At 70.3% G+C, this 16,605-nt stretch carries 15 protein-coding genes (1 of these 15 cut by a window edge); 11 read left to right on the top strand and 4 right to left on the bottom strand.

Annotated features, from left to right (window positions below):
- Nucleotides 1–133: 133 nt before the first annotated feature.
- Together DEJ51_RS24585 and DEJ51_RS24590 are read left to right on the top strand one after the other, a co-directional pair.
- Entirely contained in the window at nucleotides 134–484 is a 351-nt protein-coding gene (locus DEJ51_RS24585; protein ID WP_150259798.1) for a hypothetical protein, read from the top strand.
- 44 nt (nucleotides 485–528) lie between these two features.
- On the top strand, nucleotides 529–834 hold the full coding sequence (locus DEJ51_RS24590; RefSeq protein ID WP_150259799.1) for a WXG100 family type VII secretion target: 306 nt from the start codon (nucleotides 529–531) through the stop codon (nucleotides 832–834).
- Between the two features lie 81 nt (nucleotides 835–915).
- Here DEJ51_RS24590 and DEJ51_RS24595 read toward each other — a convergent pair whose 3' ends face one another.
- Both DEJ51_RS24595 and eccCa read right to left on the bottom strand, forming a co-directional pair.
- A complete protein-coding gene (locus DEJ51_RS24595; protein WP_150259800.1) occupies nucleotides 916–1,161 on the bottom strand; it encodes a DUF397 domain-containing protein in 246 nt (81 codons plus the stop codon).
- A gap of 190 nt (nucleotides 1,162–1,351) precedes the next feature.
- Nucleotides 1,352–5,308: a type VII secretion protein EccCa gene (gene eccCa / locus DEJ51_RS24600; RefSeq protein ID WP_150259801.1), complete on the bottom strand. Its 3,957-nt coding sequence runs from the start codon at nucleotides 5,306–5,308 to the stop codon at nucleotides 1,352–1,354.
- A gap of 196 nt (nucleotides 5,309–5,504) precedes the next feature.
- Between eccCa and eccD the strand changes: the two genes are divergently transcribed.
- The 6 genes from eccD to DEJ51_RS24630 all read left to right on the top strand — a co-directional run bounded on the left by eccD (nucleotide 5,505) and on the right by DEJ51_RS24630 (nucleotide 12,651).
- On the top strand, nucleotides 5,505–7,025 hold the full coding sequence (gene eccD, locus DEJ51_RS24605; RefSeq protein ID WP_150259802.1) for a type VII secretion integral membrane protein EccD: 1,521 nt from the start codon (nucleotides 5,505–5,507) through the stop codon (nucleotides 7,023–7,025).
- A gap of 184 nt (nucleotides 7,026–7,209) precedes the next feature.
- Complete coding sequence (gene rpsO, locus DEJ51_RS24610; protein WP_030011220.1) at nucleotides 7,210–7,497, top strand: 30S ribosomal protein S15; 288 nt, start codon at nucleotides 7,210–7,212, stop codon at nucleotides 7,495–7,497.
- A 307-nt stretch (nucleotides 7,498–7,804) separates the two neighbouring features.
- Nucleotides 7,805–10,027, top strand: coding sequence for a polyribonucleotide nucleotidyltransferase (locus tag DEJ51_RS24615; protein ID WP_150262120.1), 2,223 nt, complete (start codon nucleotides 7,805–7,807; stop codon nucleotides 10,025–10,027).
- Nucleotides 10,024–11,403: a M16 family metallopeptidase gene (locus tag DEJ51_RS24620; RefSeq protein WP_150259803.1), complete on the top strand. Its 1,380-nt coding sequence runs from the start codon at nucleotides 10,024–10,026 to the stop codon at nucleotides 11,401–11,403. Before DEJ51_RS24615 ends, DEJ51_RS24620 begins: the two co-directional genes overlap by 4 nt.
- Nucleotides 11,404–11,429: 26 nt before the next feature.
- Nucleotides 11,430–12,182: a 4-hydroxy-tetrahydrodipicolinate reductase gene (dapB, locus tag DEJ51_RS24625; protein ID WP_150259804.1), complete on the top strand. Its 753-nt coding sequence runs from the start codon at nucleotides 11,430–11,432 to the stop codon at nucleotides 12,180–12,182.
- Nucleotides 12,183–12,198: 16 nt separating this feature from the next.
- Nucleotides 12,199–12,651: a hypothetical protein gene (locus tag DEJ51_RS24630; protein ID WP_150259805.1), complete on the top strand. Its 453-nt coding sequence runs from the start codon at nucleotides 12,199–12,201 to the stop codon at nucleotides 12,649–12,651.
- 34 nt (nucleotides 12,652–12,685) lie between these two features.
- Here DEJ51_RS24630 and DEJ51_RS24635 read toward each other — a convergent pair whose 3' ends face one another.
- Nucleotides 12,686–13,246, bottom strand: a complete 561-nt coding sequence (locus DEJ51_RS24635) for a hypothetical protein (RefSeq protein WP_150259806.1) — start codon at nucleotides 13,244–13,246, stop codon at nucleotides 12,686–12,688.
- Nucleotides 13,247–13,294: 48 nt separating this feature from the next.
- Nucleotides 13,295–13,534: a hypothetical protein gene (locus DEJ51_RS24640; protein WP_030718745.1), complete on the bottom strand. Its 240-nt coding sequence runs from the start codon at nucleotides 13,532–13,534 to the stop codon at nucleotides 13,295–13,297.
- Between the two features lie 245 nt (nucleotides 13,535–13,779).
- Between DEJ51_RS24640 and thyX the strand changes: the two genes are divergently transcribed.
- From thyX to DEJ51_RS24655, 3 genes are all read left to right on the top strand, one after another.
- Complete coding sequence (thyX, locus tag DEJ51_RS24645; RefSeq protein WP_150259807.1) at nucleotides 13,780–14,520, top strand: FAD-dependent thymidylate synthase; 741 nt, start codon at nucleotides 13,780–13,782, stop codon at nucleotides 14,518–14,520.
- A gap of 200 nt (nucleotides 14,521–14,720) precedes the next feature.
- Nucleotides 14,721–15,620, top strand: a complete 900-nt coding sequence (gene dapA / locus DEJ51_RS24650) for a 4-hydroxy-tetrahydrodipicolinate synthase (RefSeq protein WP_150259808.1) — start codon at nucleotides 14,721–14,723, stop codon at nucleotides 15,618–15,620.
- A 124-nt stretch (nucleotides 15,621–15,744) separates the two neighbouring features.
- Nucleotides 15,745–16,605 carry the 5' portion of a ribonuclease J gene (locus DEJ51_RS24655; protein ID WP_150259809.1) on the top strand. The gene runs 825 nt beyond the window's last position, so only the first 861 of its 1,686 coding nucleotides appear in the window; it begins with the start codon at nucleotides 15,745–15,747; the stop codon falls past the right edge of the window.

Raw genomic sequence — 16,605 nt, forward strand, 5'->3', positions numbered from 1 at the left:
CGAGTGTGATCGGGGGATCGCGTGAAGCGGAGGGGGAAGGCCCGGGGCGCGTGGCTCACGACCGCGCCAGGCACGTCCGCTCCGCTGCGCAATCCGCCGGTTCTGCCGGCGAATTGAGAAGTGAGGAGCTTCGATGAGCACGAACACCTTCGGACTTGCAGACGATCCGGTCGTCCAGGCGAAGAACAAGATCCACGAGACGGGCAGCGCCGTCACCAAGCAGGCCCGCGAGCTGGCCGACATCATCGCCACCGTGAGCGCAGGCTGGACCGGTGTGGGCGCCTCGGGCTTCGTCTCCGCCCAGACGGTCCTGAACGACAGCCACGACGAGATCCGCCGGCTGCTCGGCGTCCTGCACCACGCGGTGGCGGAGACGAAGAACCTCACCAACGCGCAGGACGACGAGGTGCGTGCCGCGTTCAAGAGCGGCATCCAGGCGGTGCAGTCCGGCGGCGGCCCCCGGTCGGGCCTCGAGAGCGTCTGACAGCACGCCGCTTTCCAGTCGGTCACAGCGAGAAGGAGAAGAGCATGACGGCGAACGACGGTACCCGGGTCCGGTATGAGTCCGTCCAGCAGATGGCGGACCGCATCCGGATCGTCTCCGGGAACATCATCAAGGACCTGGAGCAGATGGAACAGGCCCTGAAGGTCGTCACCGACACCTGGGACGGTGAGGCGCACCGCGAGTACGTCACCCTCCAGGGCAAGTACAAGTCCAAGGCCAGCACGATGCAGACGGAGCTGGAGAAGGTCGCCAAGCTCATCGAGCGCGGCAAGGACGACTACCGCGCCACCGACAAGCGGGCCTCGACCCTCTTCACCGAGGCGTACTGAGTCCGGCAGGGACCCCGGTCCCGTGACGCCGAAGGGGCGCGCCCGGTGCGGGCGCGCCCCTTCGGCGTTTCCCGGGCCCGCTCAGGGCTCGTGGCGGTCCAGGTCGAACTCGCCGTCCCTGGCACCGAGTACGAAGGCCTCCCACTCGGCGGCCGTGTAGCGCAGCACCGTCTCCCGGTCCAGCGAGGAGCGCATGGCGACCGCTCCTTCCGGAAGCCGGGCGATCTCGACCCGCTCCTCGTCCGGGCTGGTTCCGGGCGGCCCCTCCCACTCCACAGCGCTGATGTCGAGCGCGTACAGCTCGTCCTTCTCCTGCTGGGTGCCCATGAGCGGCCCTTCCCTCGGTGGTGCGGTCTTCCCCGCCGATTATCGGGGCTGCACCGCCGGCCGGGACGGTTTTCCGCCCGATACCCCATGCCCAGGCCCCATGGCCCAGGCCTCACGCCCGCTGCCCTATGCCGTGGGTTTCCCTACGGCCCCCGGTGGCCGGCCCCGCGGCCGGCCACCGGGCGGGCACTCACACGGTGTCCGGCATCCGGCCGATCTGCACCAGGGACGTCCCCCGCCTGCGCGAGGCGAAGTAGGCCCGGCCCGGCGGCATCGGCCGCGGCCGCACCGTACCGACCAGGTCGCCCTCGGCCGGATCGCCGGACAGGACGATGCCCTGCGCGCCCAGCTCCTTGATCCTCTGCATGAACGACTCGTACATCGAGCGCGAGGCGCCCGCCGAGCTGCGCGCGATGATGAAGCGCACACCCGTGTCCCGGGCGAACGGCAGGTACTCCACCAGCGGCGCCAGCGGGTTGCCCTGGCTCGTCGCCACCAGGTCGAAGTCGTCGATGATGATGAAGACGTCCGGGCCCGTCCACCAGCTGCGGTCGCGCAGCTGCTGCGGAGTGACGTCGGTCGGCGGCTGCCGCCGCGAGAACACCCCGCCCAGCGCCTCCATGTGCATCTGCAGGGAGCTCGCCATCGGCGCGTACTCCAGCAGGTGCTCCTCCGGCAGTGCCCCGAGCAGGCTCCGCCGGTAGTCGCCCACGACCAGGCGCGCCTGGTCCGGGGTGTACCGCTCGGAGATCTGCTTGGCGATGAGCCGCAGCAGGTTCGTCTTGCCGGACTCGCTCTCACCGAAGACGAGGAGGAAGGGGTCGGTGTCGAAGTCGATGAACACCGGCTCCAGAGCCGTCTCGTCGATGCCGATCGCGATGCCGCGGGAGGGGAACTCGCCGCCCTTGGGCAGCTGGTCCGAGTGGAGCAGCCGCGGCAGCAGCCGTACGCCCGGAGCCGCCTGCCCCGTCCAGTTCTGCTTCACGGCGTCCACGAACGCCGTCGTCGCCTCCGACAGGGTCCCCGCGTCGTGGGAGCCGTCGATCCGGGGGAGCGCCCCCAGGAAATGCAGCTTCTCGGGCACCTGACCGCGACCCGGCATGCCCTGGGGGACGTTCGCCGCGACCTTCCGGTCGAACTCGGAGTCCATGGTGTCGCCGAGCCGCAGCTCCAGCCGGCCCAGCATCTGGTCCTTGAGCGCGGCCCGGACCTCCATGTACCGCGCCGCGGTGATCACCACGTGGATGCCGTAGCCCAGACCACGGGCGGCGATGTCCGTGACGACCTCGTCCAGGCCCTCGTACTCGCCGCGGAAGTTGCCCCAGCCGTCGACGATCAGGAACACGTCGCCGAACGGCTCGTGCGGCAGGTCGCCCGACGCCCGCCGGCGCCGGTAGGTGCCGATCGAGTCGATGTTGTTCGCGCGGAAGAACTCCTCACGGCGGTTGAGGATGCCCCCGACCTCCGCGACCGTACGCCGGACCCGCTCCGGGTCCAGGCGCGAGGCGATCCCGCCCACGTGCGGCAGCTCGGCGACCGCCGACAGGCTGCCACCGCCGAAGTCCAGCCCGTAGAACTGCACCTCGCGCGGGGTGTGGGTGAGCGCGAACGAGGCGATCAGCGTCCGCATCAGCGTCGACTTGCCCGACTGCGGACCGCCGACCACCATCATGTGGCCCGCCGCACCCGAGAAGTCCCGGTACAGCACCTCGCGCCGCTGCTCGAACGGCTTGTCGATGAGGCCGAGCGGGACGACGAGACCGCCGGGCCGCGTGTACCCGTCGGCGTGCAGACCGCGCTCCGCGCTCGGCGACAGCGCCGGCAGCAGCTGGTCCAGCGGCGGGGCCTGGTCCAGCGGCGGCAGCCACACCTGGTGCGCCGGCACCCCCTGGCCCTCCAGCCGGCCCACGATCACGTCCAGCACCGTGTCGGCGAGCGCGTCGTCCTCCCGCGTCGACTGCGCGGCCAGATACGCCGGGTCCGGAGCCGCGTACACGACCGGCACCGGGGTCGCCGTGAACAGCGCGGGCCGCCGCTCCACCGGGAACTGCCCCACCGACAGGTCCGGCCCGCCCGAGCGGTAGGTGCCCGAGACGTACGCCGCCTTGAAGCGGGTCATCTCGTCCGTACCGAACTTCAGATAACCCGAACCGGGCACCGACGGCAGGTGATACGCGTCCGGCACACCGATCGCGGTCCGCGACTCCGCCGCCGAGAAGGTCCGCAGACCGATCCGGTACGACAGGTACGTGTCCAGACCGCGCAGTTTGCCCTCCTCCAGGCGCTGCGAGGCCAGCAGCAGGTGCACACCCAGCGAACGGCCGATGCGGCCGATCTGGATGAACATGTCGATGAAGTCCGGCTTCGCCGTCAGCAGCTCGCTGAACTCGTCGATGACCAGCACCAGCGACGCCAGCGGCTCCAGCGGGGCACCCGCCGCGCGGGCCTTCTCGTAGTCGTGGATGTTCGCGTAGTTGCCCGCCGAACGCAGCAGCTCCTGACGGCGCTGCAGCTCACCGCGGATCGAGTCGCCCATGCGGTCCACGAGCGTGAGGTCGTCCGCGAGGTTGGTGATGACCGCCGCGACGTGCGGCATCTGCCCCATGCCCGTGAAGGTCGCACCACCCTTGAAGTCGGCGAGTACGAAGTTCAGGGTCTCCGAGGTGTGCGTGACCGCCAGGCCCAGCACCAGCGTGCGCAGCAGCTCCGACTTGCCGGAACCGGTCGCGCCCACGCACAGACCGTGCGGACCCATGCCCTCCTGCGCGGCCTCCTTCAGGTCCAGCATGACCGGGGCGCCGTCCTCGCCGACACCGATCGGTACGCGCAGCCGCTCACCGGCCGACCTCGGCCGCCAGGTCCGCGCGACGTCGACCGCGGCCGCGTCGCCCAGGTTCAGCAGATCGGTGAAGTCCAGATTGGCCAGCAGCGGCTCGTCGTCGTCCCCGCCGCCCGTGCGCATCGGCGCCAGCTGCCGGGCCAGCGCCTCAGCCGCGGGCAGCGACAGCGTGTCCGGCACGCCCTCGTACGCGACCCCCGCACCCGACTCCAGGCGCAGCCGGCCCGGCCGCACCACGACCGACAGCCCGCCGCGCTGCTCGTCCAGCTCGCCCGCGACCACCTCGACTATGGTCACGCCCTGCAGCCCCTCGGCCGCGGCGAACACCGAGTCCGGCGGCACCATGCCGCCGTCCAGCACGACCACCAGGTGCGGCTGGTCCAGCACCGGGGACACCTCGCGGCTGAACCGCGGCCGGCCGTCGAGCCGCGAGCCCAGCAGCCCCTCCAGCTCGACGAGGTCGTCGCCGAACAGCCGCTTCGTACCGGCCCCGTCGACCTGACCCGGAACCTGGGTGTGCGGCAGCCACTTCGTCCAGTCCCACGAGGGCACCGCACCCGGCGCCGCCACCACGGCCACCATCAGGTCCTCGGGGGAGTGCAGCGTCGCCAGCTGCGCCACCATCGCCCGCGCGGTACTGCGCGCGGACTCCGGCTCCCCGGACACCGTCACGTGGTAGAAGGCGCGGATCGACAACGCCATCGGCAGCCCGTCCAGCGAGGAGTGCACCCTCAGGAACCGCTGCATCGCGCCCGCGGTCAGCGGCTCCAGCTCGTCCACCGGCGCGGTGTCCGGCGCCACCAGCGGGGTCGCCAGACGCTGCGCGCCCAGCCCGAGCCGGGCCTGCCCGAAGTCCTGGTCGCCGACCCGCCGCTCCCACAGCCGGGAGCCCTCCGCCACCACCGACCACAACTGCTCGGGGGCCGGGTGCAGATACAGCTGCGCGTCGCGCTGCGCCCGCGCCGTCCGCCGTACCTGACGACGCGTCTGCGCGAGGTACTTCAGGTAGTCCCGGCGCACATCGGCCATTTGCCCCTGCGTACCGCGCCGGTGGCGCACCAACTGGGCCACGACCATCGCCACCGTCGACACCAGCATCAGCACACCCATGATGCGCATGAAGGGGGCCGCGCCCGGCATGAAGAAGAAGACGACGGAAGAGCCCATGCCGAGCATCGGCAGGAGCTGCATCAGCATGCTCTCCTGCTGCCCGCGCGGAAGTTCGGGCGGAGCTTCCAGCCGCAGCTCCTCCTCGGGAACCTCGGGCGGCAGGGACCGCGGCGGGCGTTTGACGACGATCTGGCTCACCGGAGCATCAATCCCTCGAAAACGGACGGGACGTCGCAACCGGCGCCCCCAAGTCCCGGGCGCGAAGGGGGTCTCCCCCACGCGACGGTGATCCTACTTGCCGACAGTCGGTCATAAGCCCGGTAGGGTGGCGCGCGCACTATGCGCATCCGCGAATCGTCCGCCGGTGCGAGCGCCAACCAGGGGGGTCACACAGGTGAGTACGGCCGCAGCGACGGGTTTCTGCAGGGTCACCGTCGTGGCCCCGGACAGCCGCATCGACGTCGCCCTCCCCGAGGACATCGCCGTCGCCGACGTCTACCCCGAGCTGCTGCGCCTCACCGGCCAGACCCAGCCGGTGGGCGCCCCGACCGGCTTCCACCTCGTACGCCGCTCCGGCACCGTCCTCGACGGCTCCCGGACCCTCGCCGCCCAGCAGGTCCTCGACGGCGAGGTGCTGAGCCTGCGCCCCTTCGCCGAGTCCCTGCCGCCCGCCGTCTTCGACGACGTGTCCGACGCCGTCGCCTCCGCCGTCGTCCGCGACCGGCACCGCTGGAGCGACGACATGCTGCGCGGCGCGGGCCTGGCCGGTGCCGCCGTGCTGTTCGTCATGCTGGGCTTCGTCCTCTGGTACGCCGACCCGCTGCGCCACGACATGCACGGCCTGCCCGGGATCATCGCGGGCGCCGTCGGCGTCCTGCTCACCGCCGTCGCCGGGGTGCGCGCCCGCGTCTACCGCGACCGGCTCTCCGCCGTCGCGCTCGGCCTCAGCGCCCTCCCGCACCTGATGATCGCCGGCTCCGGGATCATCGCCCCGGCCGTCGGCCAGGGCCCCGGGCGCCTGCAGTTCCTGCTCGGCTGCGTCTGCGCCCTGATCGCCTCCGTCGCCCTGGTCGCGCTCACCCCCAGTGGCGACGCCCCCTTCGTCGCGGCCACCTTCGTCGCCGCCACCGGCACCCTCGCCACCTTCGTGGCCATCGCCACCGAGGCCTCCGCCACCTACACCGCCGCCGTCTGCGCCCCCGTCGCCATCGGCCTCGTCGCCTTCCTCCCCGGCCTCTCCGCCCGCTTCGCCCGCCTGCCCATCGGCTACAGCGCACCGCAGAGCGCGGTCGACGAGTACGTCGACTACGCGGTGACCCCGGACCGCTACGACTCCGAGCCGTACGGTGACCAGAGCGGCTCCGACCAGCACGAGCCGGGCTCCGCCCCGCTCGACGCCGAGGCCATCGCCGCCCAGGCCCGCCGCGGCCACGAGATGCTGCTCGGCCTGGTCGGCGGCTGCGCCGCGGTCGCCGTCGGCGCCGCCGCCGTCCTCGGCTTCTCCGAGAACACCTGGGGCCGCCTGCTGGCGCTCGCCACCGGCCTCGCCATGCTGCTGCGCGCCCGCCTCTTCCGCTACACCTCCCAGGTGGTCTGCGCCCTGACCGCCGGCCTCGCCGCCATCGCCCTGCTGATCCTCGGCATGGCCCTGCACCCGCCGACCGACCTGCTCGAAGCCCTCCTGCTGAAGCACGACAGCAGCGGCCTGGACCTCCGTACGATCTGGCTGACCGCCGCCGTCGCCGCAGGCGCGGCCCTCCTCGCGGGAATTGCGCTTGTCATCCCCCGCAAGGGCCTGTCACCCTTCTGGGGAAGGCTGCTCGACCTCACCGAGGCGGCGGTCCTGCTCAGCCTGGTGCCCCTTGCCCTGGCCGTGCTGGACGTCTACTCCCGGGCCCGCGCTCTCACCAGCTGAGACGTCGCGTCCCGGCAGCCTGGTACGCTGTGTGACGGCCGTTTGTGTACGCGTCCCCCGGATCCTGATCCCAAGGGTCTGTGGACTGCGCTCAGCGGACCCCGCCTCCCGAGTAACGGAAGCTCCCCAGAGACTCAGACCTGGGGCACTCGGTGGCAACGAAGACCTAAAACGAGGAGTACGCGTGCCGCTCGACGCCGCTACGAAGAAGCAGATCATCACCGAGTTCGGTGCCAAGGAGGGCGACACCGGCTCCCCCGAGGTCCAGGTCGCGATGCTCTCCCGCCGCATCTCGGACCTGACCGAGCACCTCAAGACGCACAAGCACGACCACCACTCCCGTCGTGGTCTGCTGATCCTGGTCGGCCAGCGTCGCCGCCTGCTGCAGTACCTGGCCAAGAAGGACATCCAGCGCTTCCGTACGCTGGTCGAGCGCCTCGGCATCCGCCGCGGTGCGGCCGGCGCCAAGTAAGACGCCGTGAAGGGAGCGGTTCCCGCATCAGGGGGCCGCTCCCTTTGCTGTACGTGCGGACAGGACCGGACCCTTTGTAGTCTGGAACGGACGCACGCGTGCGCGTCCGAGGAAAACGCGCACAACTGAAGAGGAGGAGCGCCCTCCCACGCCGCCGGTCCTCGGTAGTGGCAGCCGGAATGCCCCCAGGGGGCAACGAACCGGATGCTTCGATCGAAGACCGGCCCGCACGCCAGGAGCGCTTCTCCGCAACCGTCCACCGCCACACGGGCGGCGGACGGAGACGACGAAAATGGAGAAAACGCTAGTGGAGAACGAGACCCACTACGCCGAGGCCGTCATTGACAACGGTTCCTTCGGCACCCGCACCATCCGCTTCGAGACGGGCCGTCTGGCCCGCCAGGCCGCCGGCTCCGCCGTTGCCTACCTGGACGACGACACGATGGTGCTGTCCGCCACCACCGCGTCGAAGAAGCCCAAGGACCAGCTCGACTTCTTCCCCCTGACGGTGGACGTCGAGGAGCGGCAGTACGCGGCCGGCAAGATCCCCGGCTCCTTCTTCCGCCGTGAGGGCCGCCCCTCCGAGGACGCGATCCTCACCTGCCGCCTGATCGACCGCCCGCTGCGCCCGTCCTTCAAGAAGGGCCTGCGCAACGAGATCCAGGTCGTCGCCACCGTCATGGCGCTCAACCCCGACCACCTGTACGACGTCGTCGCGATCAACGCCGCGTCCGCGTCCACCCAGCTGGCCGGCCTGCCCTTCTCCGGCCCGATCGGCGGCGTTCGCGTCGCGCTGATCCGCGGCCAGTGGGTGGCGTTCCCGACGCACACCGAGCTTGAGGACGCCGTCTTCGACATGGTCGTCGCGGGCCGCGTCCTGGAGGACGGCGACGTCGCGATCATGATGGTCGAGGCCGAGGCCACCGAGAAGACCATCGCCCTCGTCAAGGGCGGCGCCGAGGCGCCGACCGAGGAGATCGTGGCCTCCGGCCTCGACGCCGCGAAGCCCTTCATCAAGGTCCTCTGCAAGGCCCAGTCCGACCTCGCCGCCAAGGCCGCGAAGCCCGAGGGCGAGTTCCCGGTCTTCCTGGACTACCAGGACGACGTGTACGAGGCCCTCGCGGCCGCCGTCAAGGGCGACCTCTCCCAGGCGCTGACCATCGCGGGCAAGCAGGACCGCGAGGCCGAGCTGGACCGCGTCAAGGAGATCGCCGCCGAGAAGCTCCTCCCGGCCTTCGAGGGCCGCGAGAAGGAGATCTCCGCCGCCTACCGCAGCCTGACCAAGGCCCTGGTCCGCGAGCGCGTCATCAAGGACAAGGTCCGCATCGACGGCCGCGGGCTCACGGACATCCGTACCCTCGCCGCCGAGGTCGAGGCCATCCCGCGCGTGCACGGCTCGGCGCTGTTCGAGCGTGGCGAGACCCAGATCCTGGGCGTCACCACCCTCAACATGCTCCGCATGGAGCAGCAGCTGGACACCCTCTCCCCGGTGACCCGCAAGCGCTACATGCACAACTACAACTTCCCGCCGTACTCCGTCGGTGAGACCGGCCGCGTCGGTTCGCCGAAGCGCCGCGAGATCGGCCACGGCGCGCTCGCCGAGCGCGCGATCGTGCCCGTCCTCCCGACCCGCGAGGAGTTCCCCTACGCGATCCGTCAGGTGTCCGAGGCCCTCGGCTCCAACGGTTCGACGTCCATGGGCTCGGTCTGCGCCTCCACCATGTCGCTGCTGAACGCCGGTGTGCCCCTCAAGGCCCCCGTCGCCGGTATCGCCATGGGCCTGATCTCCCAGGAGATCGACGGCAAGACCCACTACGTCGCCCTCACCGACATCCTCGGTGCGGAGGACGCCTTCGGCGACATGGACTTCAAGGTCGCCGGCACCAAGGAGTTCGTCACCGCGCTCCAGCTGGACACCAAGCTCGACGGCATCCCGGCCTCCGTCCTGGCCGCCGCCCTCAAGCAGGCCCGCGACGCCCGCCTCCACATCCTCGACGTGATGATGGAAGCGATCGACACGCCCGACGCGATGTCCCCGTTCGCCCCGCGGATCATCACCGTCAAGATCCCGGTGGACAAGATCGGTGAGGTCATCGGCCCCAAGGGCAAGATGATCAACCAGATCCAGGAGGACACCGGCGCCGAGATCACGATCGAGGACGACGGCACCATCTACATCGGTGCCGCCGACGGCCCGGCCGCCGAGGCCGCCCGCGCCACGATCAACTCGATCGCCAACCCGACCATGCCGGAGGTCGGCGAGCGCTACCTGGGTACGGTCGTCAAGACCACCACCTTCGGTGCCTTCGTCTCCCTGATGCCCGGCAAGGACGGCCTGCTGCACATCTCGCAGATCCGCAAGCTCGCCGGTGGCAAGCGCGTGGAGAACGTCGAGGACGTGCTCGCGGTCGGCACCAAGGTCCAGGTGGAGATCGCCGAGATCGACCAGCGCGGCAAGCTCTCCCTGATCCCCGTGATCGACGGCGAGGCCGCCGGTGACGACGCTGACAAGGACGACTCCGACAAGTGATGTCGCGTAGTTCCCGTGTGACGGCCCGCCCCTCTTCGGAGGGGCGGGCCGTCGCCCGTACCCAAACCCTCCTCAAGGGCAGCAACGGCATCGGCACCGTCCGGCGCACGGTCCTGCCCGGCGGACTGCGCATCGTCACCGAGACGCTGCCCTCCGTCCGCTCCGCCACCTTCGGCATCTGGGCACACGTCGGCTCCCGTGACGAGACGCCCACGCTGAACGGCGCCACGCACTACCTGGAGCACCTCCTCTTCAAGGGCACCCACAAGCGCAGCGCCCTCGACATCTCCTCCGCGATCGACGCGGTCGGCGGCGAGATGAACGCCTTCACGGCGAAGGAGTACACCTGCTACTACGCCCGGGTGCTCGACACCGACCTGCCGCTGGCCATCGACGTGGTCTGCGACATGCTCACCGGCTCGCTGATCCGCGAGGAGGACGTCGACGCCGAGCGGGGCGTCATCCTCGAAGAGATCGCGATGACCGAGGACGACCCGGGCGACATGGTGCACGACCTGTTCGCGCAGACCATGTACGGGGACACCCCCCTGGGGCGCCCGGTCCTCGGCACCGTCGACACGATCAACGCCCTCGGCGCCGACCGGATCCGCCGCTTCTACAAGAAGCACTACGACCCGACGCACCTGGTCGTGGCCGCCGCCGGCAACGTCGACCACAACAAGGTCGTACGCCAGGTGCGCGCCGCCTTCGAGAAGGCCGGCGCACTGACCCGCAGCGACGCCGAGCCGATCGGCCCGCGCACCGGCACCAAGCGCATCCGCACCGCCGGCCGCGTCGACCTGGTGAACCGCAGGACCGAGCAGGCTCACGTGGTCCTCGGCATGCCCGGCCTCGCCCGTACCGACGAGCGCCGCTGGGCGCTGGGCGTGCTGAACACCGCCCTCGGCGGCGGCATGTCCTCGCGCCTCTTCCAGGAGGTCCGGGAGAAGCGCGGCCTCGCCTACAGCGTGTACTCGTACACCTCGGGCTTCGCCGACACCGGGCTCTTCGGCGTGTACGCGGGCTGCCGCCCCAGCCAGGTGCACGACGTGCTCCGGATCTGCCGCGACGAGCTCGACAAGGTCGCCACCGAGGGCCTCGGGGACGACGAGATCAAGCGGGCCGTCGGCCAGCTCTCCGGATCCACCGTCCTCGGCCTGGAGGACACCGGCGCGATCATGAACCGCATCGGCAAGAGCGAGCTGTGCTGGGGCGACCAGATGTCGGTCGACGACATGCTGGCCCGTATCTCCGCCGTGACCCCGGACGACGTCCGCTCGGTCGCACAGGATGTACTGGACCAGCGGCCCTCGCTCGCGGTGATCGGCCCGCTGAAGGAGAAGCAGGCCGCCCGTCTCGACGAAGCGGTCGCCTAGTTCCGTACGGCAAGTAAGGAAGCAACATGAGCAAGCTGCGCGTGGCAGTCCTCGGAGCCCAGGGCCGGATCGGCGCCGAGGCCGTCAAGGCGGTCGAGGCCGCCGAGGACATGGAACTGGTCGCGGCGCTCGGCCGCGGCGACAAGCTGGAGACGCTGGCCGAAGCCGGCGCCCAGGTCGCGGTCGAGCTGACCACCCCTGCATCGGTGATGGGGAACCTGGACTTCCTCGTCCGCCACGGCATCCACGGAGTGGTCGGTACCACCGGCTGGACCGAGGACCGCCTCGCGCAGCTGGGCACCTGGCTCGACGGTTCGCCGGAGACCGGTGTGCTCATCGCCCCGAACTTCTCCATCGGTGCCGTCCTCACCATGAAGTTCGCCGCCCAGGCCGCCCGCTACTTCGAGTCCGTCGAGGTCGTCGAGCTGCACCACCCCAACAAGGTCGACGCCCCCTCCGGCACGGCCACCCGTACGGCGCAGCTCATCGCGGCCGCCCGCGCAGAGGCGGGCCTCGGCGCCCAGCCGGACGCCACCGCCACCGCCCTCGACGGGGCGCGCGGCGCGGACGTCGACGGCGTCCCGGTGCACGCCGTCCGCCTGCGCGGCCTGCTGGCCCACCAGGAGGTGCTCCTCGGCGGCGAGGGCGAGACCCTGACCATCCGTCACGATTCCCTGCACCACAGCAGCTTCATGCCGGGCATCCTGCTCGGCGTGCGCCGAGTGGCGCAGACCCCGGGCCTCACCTTCGGCCTGGAACACTTCCTCGACCTGGGCTGACCGGACTGATTTCACGATGCGCGCGAAGATCACGTACTTCATCACGGCCGCCGTCCTGGTGGTCTACTTCGTCCTGGTCGGCAGCCGGGGCCTGATGCTCATCCAGCACGGCACCTGGCTCACCGTCACCTTCGGTGTGGCCGTGCTGATCCTGCCGGTCATCGGTGTCTGGTTCCTCTGGCAGAACACCCGGTTCGTCGCGCGGGCCAACCTCCTCGCGACCGAACTGGAGGCCGAGGGCGGGCTGCCCGTGGACGAGCTGGAGCGGGACACGTACGGGCGGATCCTGCGGGACTCCGCCGACGAGGTCTTCGCGCGCCGCAAGGCCGAGACCGAGGACGCGCCGGGGGACTGGCGCAGCTGGTTCCGGCTCGCCGTCGCCTACCACGACGCCCGGGACACCCCGCGGGCGCGCAAGGCGATGCAGCGGGCGATCGCCCTGCACGACAGGAAGCCCGCACGGGTCTGATCCCCGTACGGGCTTCCAGGACGGTCCGCGCCGGTCAGGCGGCCACGGGCCGGTACTCGTCGGCCCAGGCGCCCACCGTGTCGGCGGCCCGGTCGAACGCCTCGGTCCGCGACAGGAAGTCGGCGTTGTGGTCGGTCAGCAGCACCGGCGCCTCGGCACCGGCCTGCGCGGACATCGTCAGCGCCTGCCCCTGAACGGTCCTCGGCAGCCCGAGCCAGCGCACCGGCTGCTGCACCGTACGGAGCTCGCCGATCTCGCTCCAGGCGGTGGTGCGGGTCACGAAGAACCCCACCCGGCGCAGCCCCGCGGGGCTCACCCACACGCCGACGCGCAGGGTCTGCACGGCCGATCCGACGACCGCGAGGGCCGCGATCAGGCAGACGAGGGCTCCGCCCCAGCCGCCCGCGAAGGCGACGATCATCGTGGCCAGCAGCATGAAGGCCGACAGCAGGAGCAGCAGCGCACCGATGCCCACGCGCCAGGGGCCGGGCCGGTAGGGCCGACGCCAGCGGTCCTGGTCGGCATGGGCCAGGATCTCGTCGCCGTCGTCGTCCGCATCGGATACGCCGTCGGCCGTCAGGAAGGGCAGGGGCACGGCTGGACCTCACTCACATGCACGTTCGGTTGGGCTGTGCCCGTGAGGCTACCGCCCCTGGGACGCCTCCGACTGCTGCGACTTCTCCGGTGCCTTGCTCGGCTGCAGTGCGGGCATGCCGAGGAGCAGTGAGCCGGCCAGGCCCGCGACCACGGTCAGTCCGACCAGAGTACGGGCGACCAACTGGGTCCTGCCCAGACGCTCGCGCGGCGGCGGGGTGACGTTGCTTCGGAAACGGTCGGCCTCGGAGACGAAAGCGAACGGGACGGGTTCGCGCCGGAGGAACATCAGAGTGAATCTCCTCGGGGTGGAGGGCTGTGGCTTCTCCTAGGTAGGACGTTCGGGGCCGTCAATCGGTGCCGGATTTCGGGACATTAGGAAAGATTCATGGCTGTACGTCAGCTGCGGGACGCCCCGCGCGCACCCCGCGCGCACCCTGCGCCGACCCCGCGCGCCGCGTGCGTCCGCGCAGGCCGGACGAGGGGCGCCGTAGAGTGGGCGCGCCCCAGGACGCACGTTTGGAAGGACCCCCGGTGAGCGAAACCGCCGCTTCAGATCTGAAACCCAGCTTCCGCAGCGACGTGACGGTGGAGCTGGTGAAGCACTCCGCCGCCGACTCCGACGTACTGTGGGCCGCTCGCGTCTCCACGGCCGGCGAGCAGTCGCTGGAGGAGCTGCAGAAGGACCCGGAGCGCTCCAAGGGCCTCATCAACTACCTGATGCGGGACCGTCACGGCAGCCCGTTCGAGCACAACTCGATGACCTTCTTCATCAGCGCCCCGATCTTCGTCTTCCGCGAGTTCATGCGCCACCGCGTGGGCTGGTCGTACAACGAGGAGTCGGGCCGCTACAGGGAGCTCGAACCGGTCTTCTACGTCCCGGACGCCGAGCGCAAGCTGGTCCAGGAGGGCCGCCCCGGCAAGTACGTCTTCGTCGAGGGCACCCAGGCGCAGCAGGAACTGACCGGCCGCGTCATGGAGGACTCCTACGTACAGGCCTACGAGGCCTACCGCGAGATGCTCGCCGCGGGCGTGGCCCGGGAGGTGGCCCGTTCGGTCCTGCCGGTCGGTCTCTTCTCGTCGATGTACGCCACCTGCAACGCGCGCTCGCTGATGCACTTCCTCGGTCTGCGCACGCAGCACGAGCTCGCGGCGGTCCCGTCCTTCCCGCAGCGGGAGATCGAGATGGTCGGCGAGAGGATGGAGCAGCACTGGGCGAAGCTCATGCCGCTGACGTACGCGGCCTACAACGGCAACGGTCGCGTTGCCCCGTAAGGGCCGGTACACCCGCGGCGTACAGGTGTACGGCGCCAAGTCCTAAGTGTCCGTATTGCGACGTTTCGTAAACTTCATCTAGGCTGATCAAACGGACCCGGCACTGCTTGAACCCCCGAGCAGGCAGTGCCGGCGTCCAACACCCCGTTGACGTCCCCCGAGGGGACACCGCGAGCATGGCAGCGAGTAGCGTGTTACCCATGGCTCCGATCTCGACTCCGCAGACCCCCTTCGGGCGGGTCCTCACCGCCATGATCACGCCGTTCACGGCGGATGGCGTACTCGACCTCGACGGCGCGCAGCAGCTCGCCGTCCACCTGGTGGACGCAGGCAACGACGGCCTGATCATCAACGGCACCACCGGCGAGTCGCCGACCACCACCGACGCGGAGAAAAACGACCTCGTACGAGCCGTACTCGAAGCCGTCGGAGACCGCGCCCACGTGGTCGCCGGCATCGGTACCAACGACACCCGCCACACCCTGGAGCTGGCCCGCCAGGCCGAGCGCACGGGCGCACACGGCCTGCTCGCCGTCACCCCGTACTACAGCAAGCCCCCGCAGGAAGGCCTCTTCCGGCACTTCACGGCGATCGCCGACGCCACCGGGCTGCCGGTCATGCTCTACGACATCCCCGGCCGCAGCGGTGTCCCGATCGACACCGAAACCCTGGTCCGGCTGGCCGAGCACCCCCGTATCGTTGCCAACAAGGACGCCAAGGGCGACCTCGGCCGCGCAAGCTGGGCCATCGCGCAGAGCGGCCTGGCCTGGTACTCGGGCGACGACATGCTGAACCTGCCGCTCCTGTCGATCGGCGCGGCCGGATTCGTCTCCGTGGTCAGCCACGTGGTCACCCCCGAACTGCGCGCCATGCTGGAGGCCCACCTGGGCGGAGACGTCCAGAAGGCGACCGAGATCCACCAGAAGCTGCTCCCGATCTTCACCGGCATGTTCCGCACGCAGGGTGTGATGACCACCAAGGGCGCACTGAACCTGCAGGGCCTGCCCGCAGGCCCGCTGCGGCTCCCGCTGATCGAGCTGACCGCCGAAGAGACGGCCCAGCTCAAGATCGATCTTGCCGCCGGCGGGGTACAGCTCTGACAACAGACTTCACAACTGAATACGAACGAACAACCACATACAGAACTGACAACAGCAAGTGCACGAATGACATGCGCGCCACGTGCCTTCCGGGGTACGTGGCGTGCGTGGTGAGGAGACACTTTTGAGCCATCCGCATCCGGAACTCGGTCCGCCGCCGAAGCTGCCCAAGGGCGGCCTCAGAGTCACCCCCCTGGGTGGTCTCGGCGAGATCGGCCGCAACATGACCGTCTTCGAGTACGACGGCCGACTGCTGATCGTCGACTGCGGCGTCCTCTTCCCCGAGGAGGAGCAGCCGGGCATCGACCTGATCCTGCCGGACTTCACGTCCATCCGGGACCGCCTCGACGACATCGACGGCATCGTCCTCACGCACGGCCACGAGGACCACATCGGCGCCGTCCCCTACCTCCTGCGGGAGAAGGCGGACATCCCGCTGATCGGCTCCAAGCTGACGCTGGCCCTCATCGAGGCGAAGCTCCAGGAGCACCGTATCCGCCCCTACACCCTTGAGGTGAAGGAAGGCGAGCGCGAGGCCCTCGGCCCCTTCGACTGCGAGTTCATCGCGGTCAACCACTCCATCCCGGACGCCCTGGCCGTGGCCATCCGCACCGGTGCCGGCATGGTCGTCGCCACCGGCGACTTCAAGATGGACCAGCTCCCGCTGGACAAGCGCCTGACCGACCTGCACGCCTTCGCGCGTCTGAGCGAAGAGGGCATCGACCTCCTTCTCTCCGACTCCACGAACGCCGAGGTCCCGGGCTTCGTCCCGCCCGAGCGCGACATCTCCACCGCCATCCGCGGGGTCTTCGCCGGCGCCCAGAAGCGGATCATCGTGGCGTCGTTCGCCAGCCACGTGCACCGCATCCAGCAGATCCTCGACGCCGCCCACGAGTACGGCCGCCGGGTCGCCTTCGTCGGCCGCTCGATGGTCCGCAACATGGGAATCGCCCGTGACCTGGGCTACCTGAAGGTCCCGGCCGGT

Source organism: Streptomyces venezuelae, assembly GCF_008642275.1.
Classification (GTDB): domain Bacteria; phylum Actinomycetota; class Actinomycetes; order Streptomycetales; family Streptomycetaceae; genus Streptomyces; species Streptomyces venezuelae_E.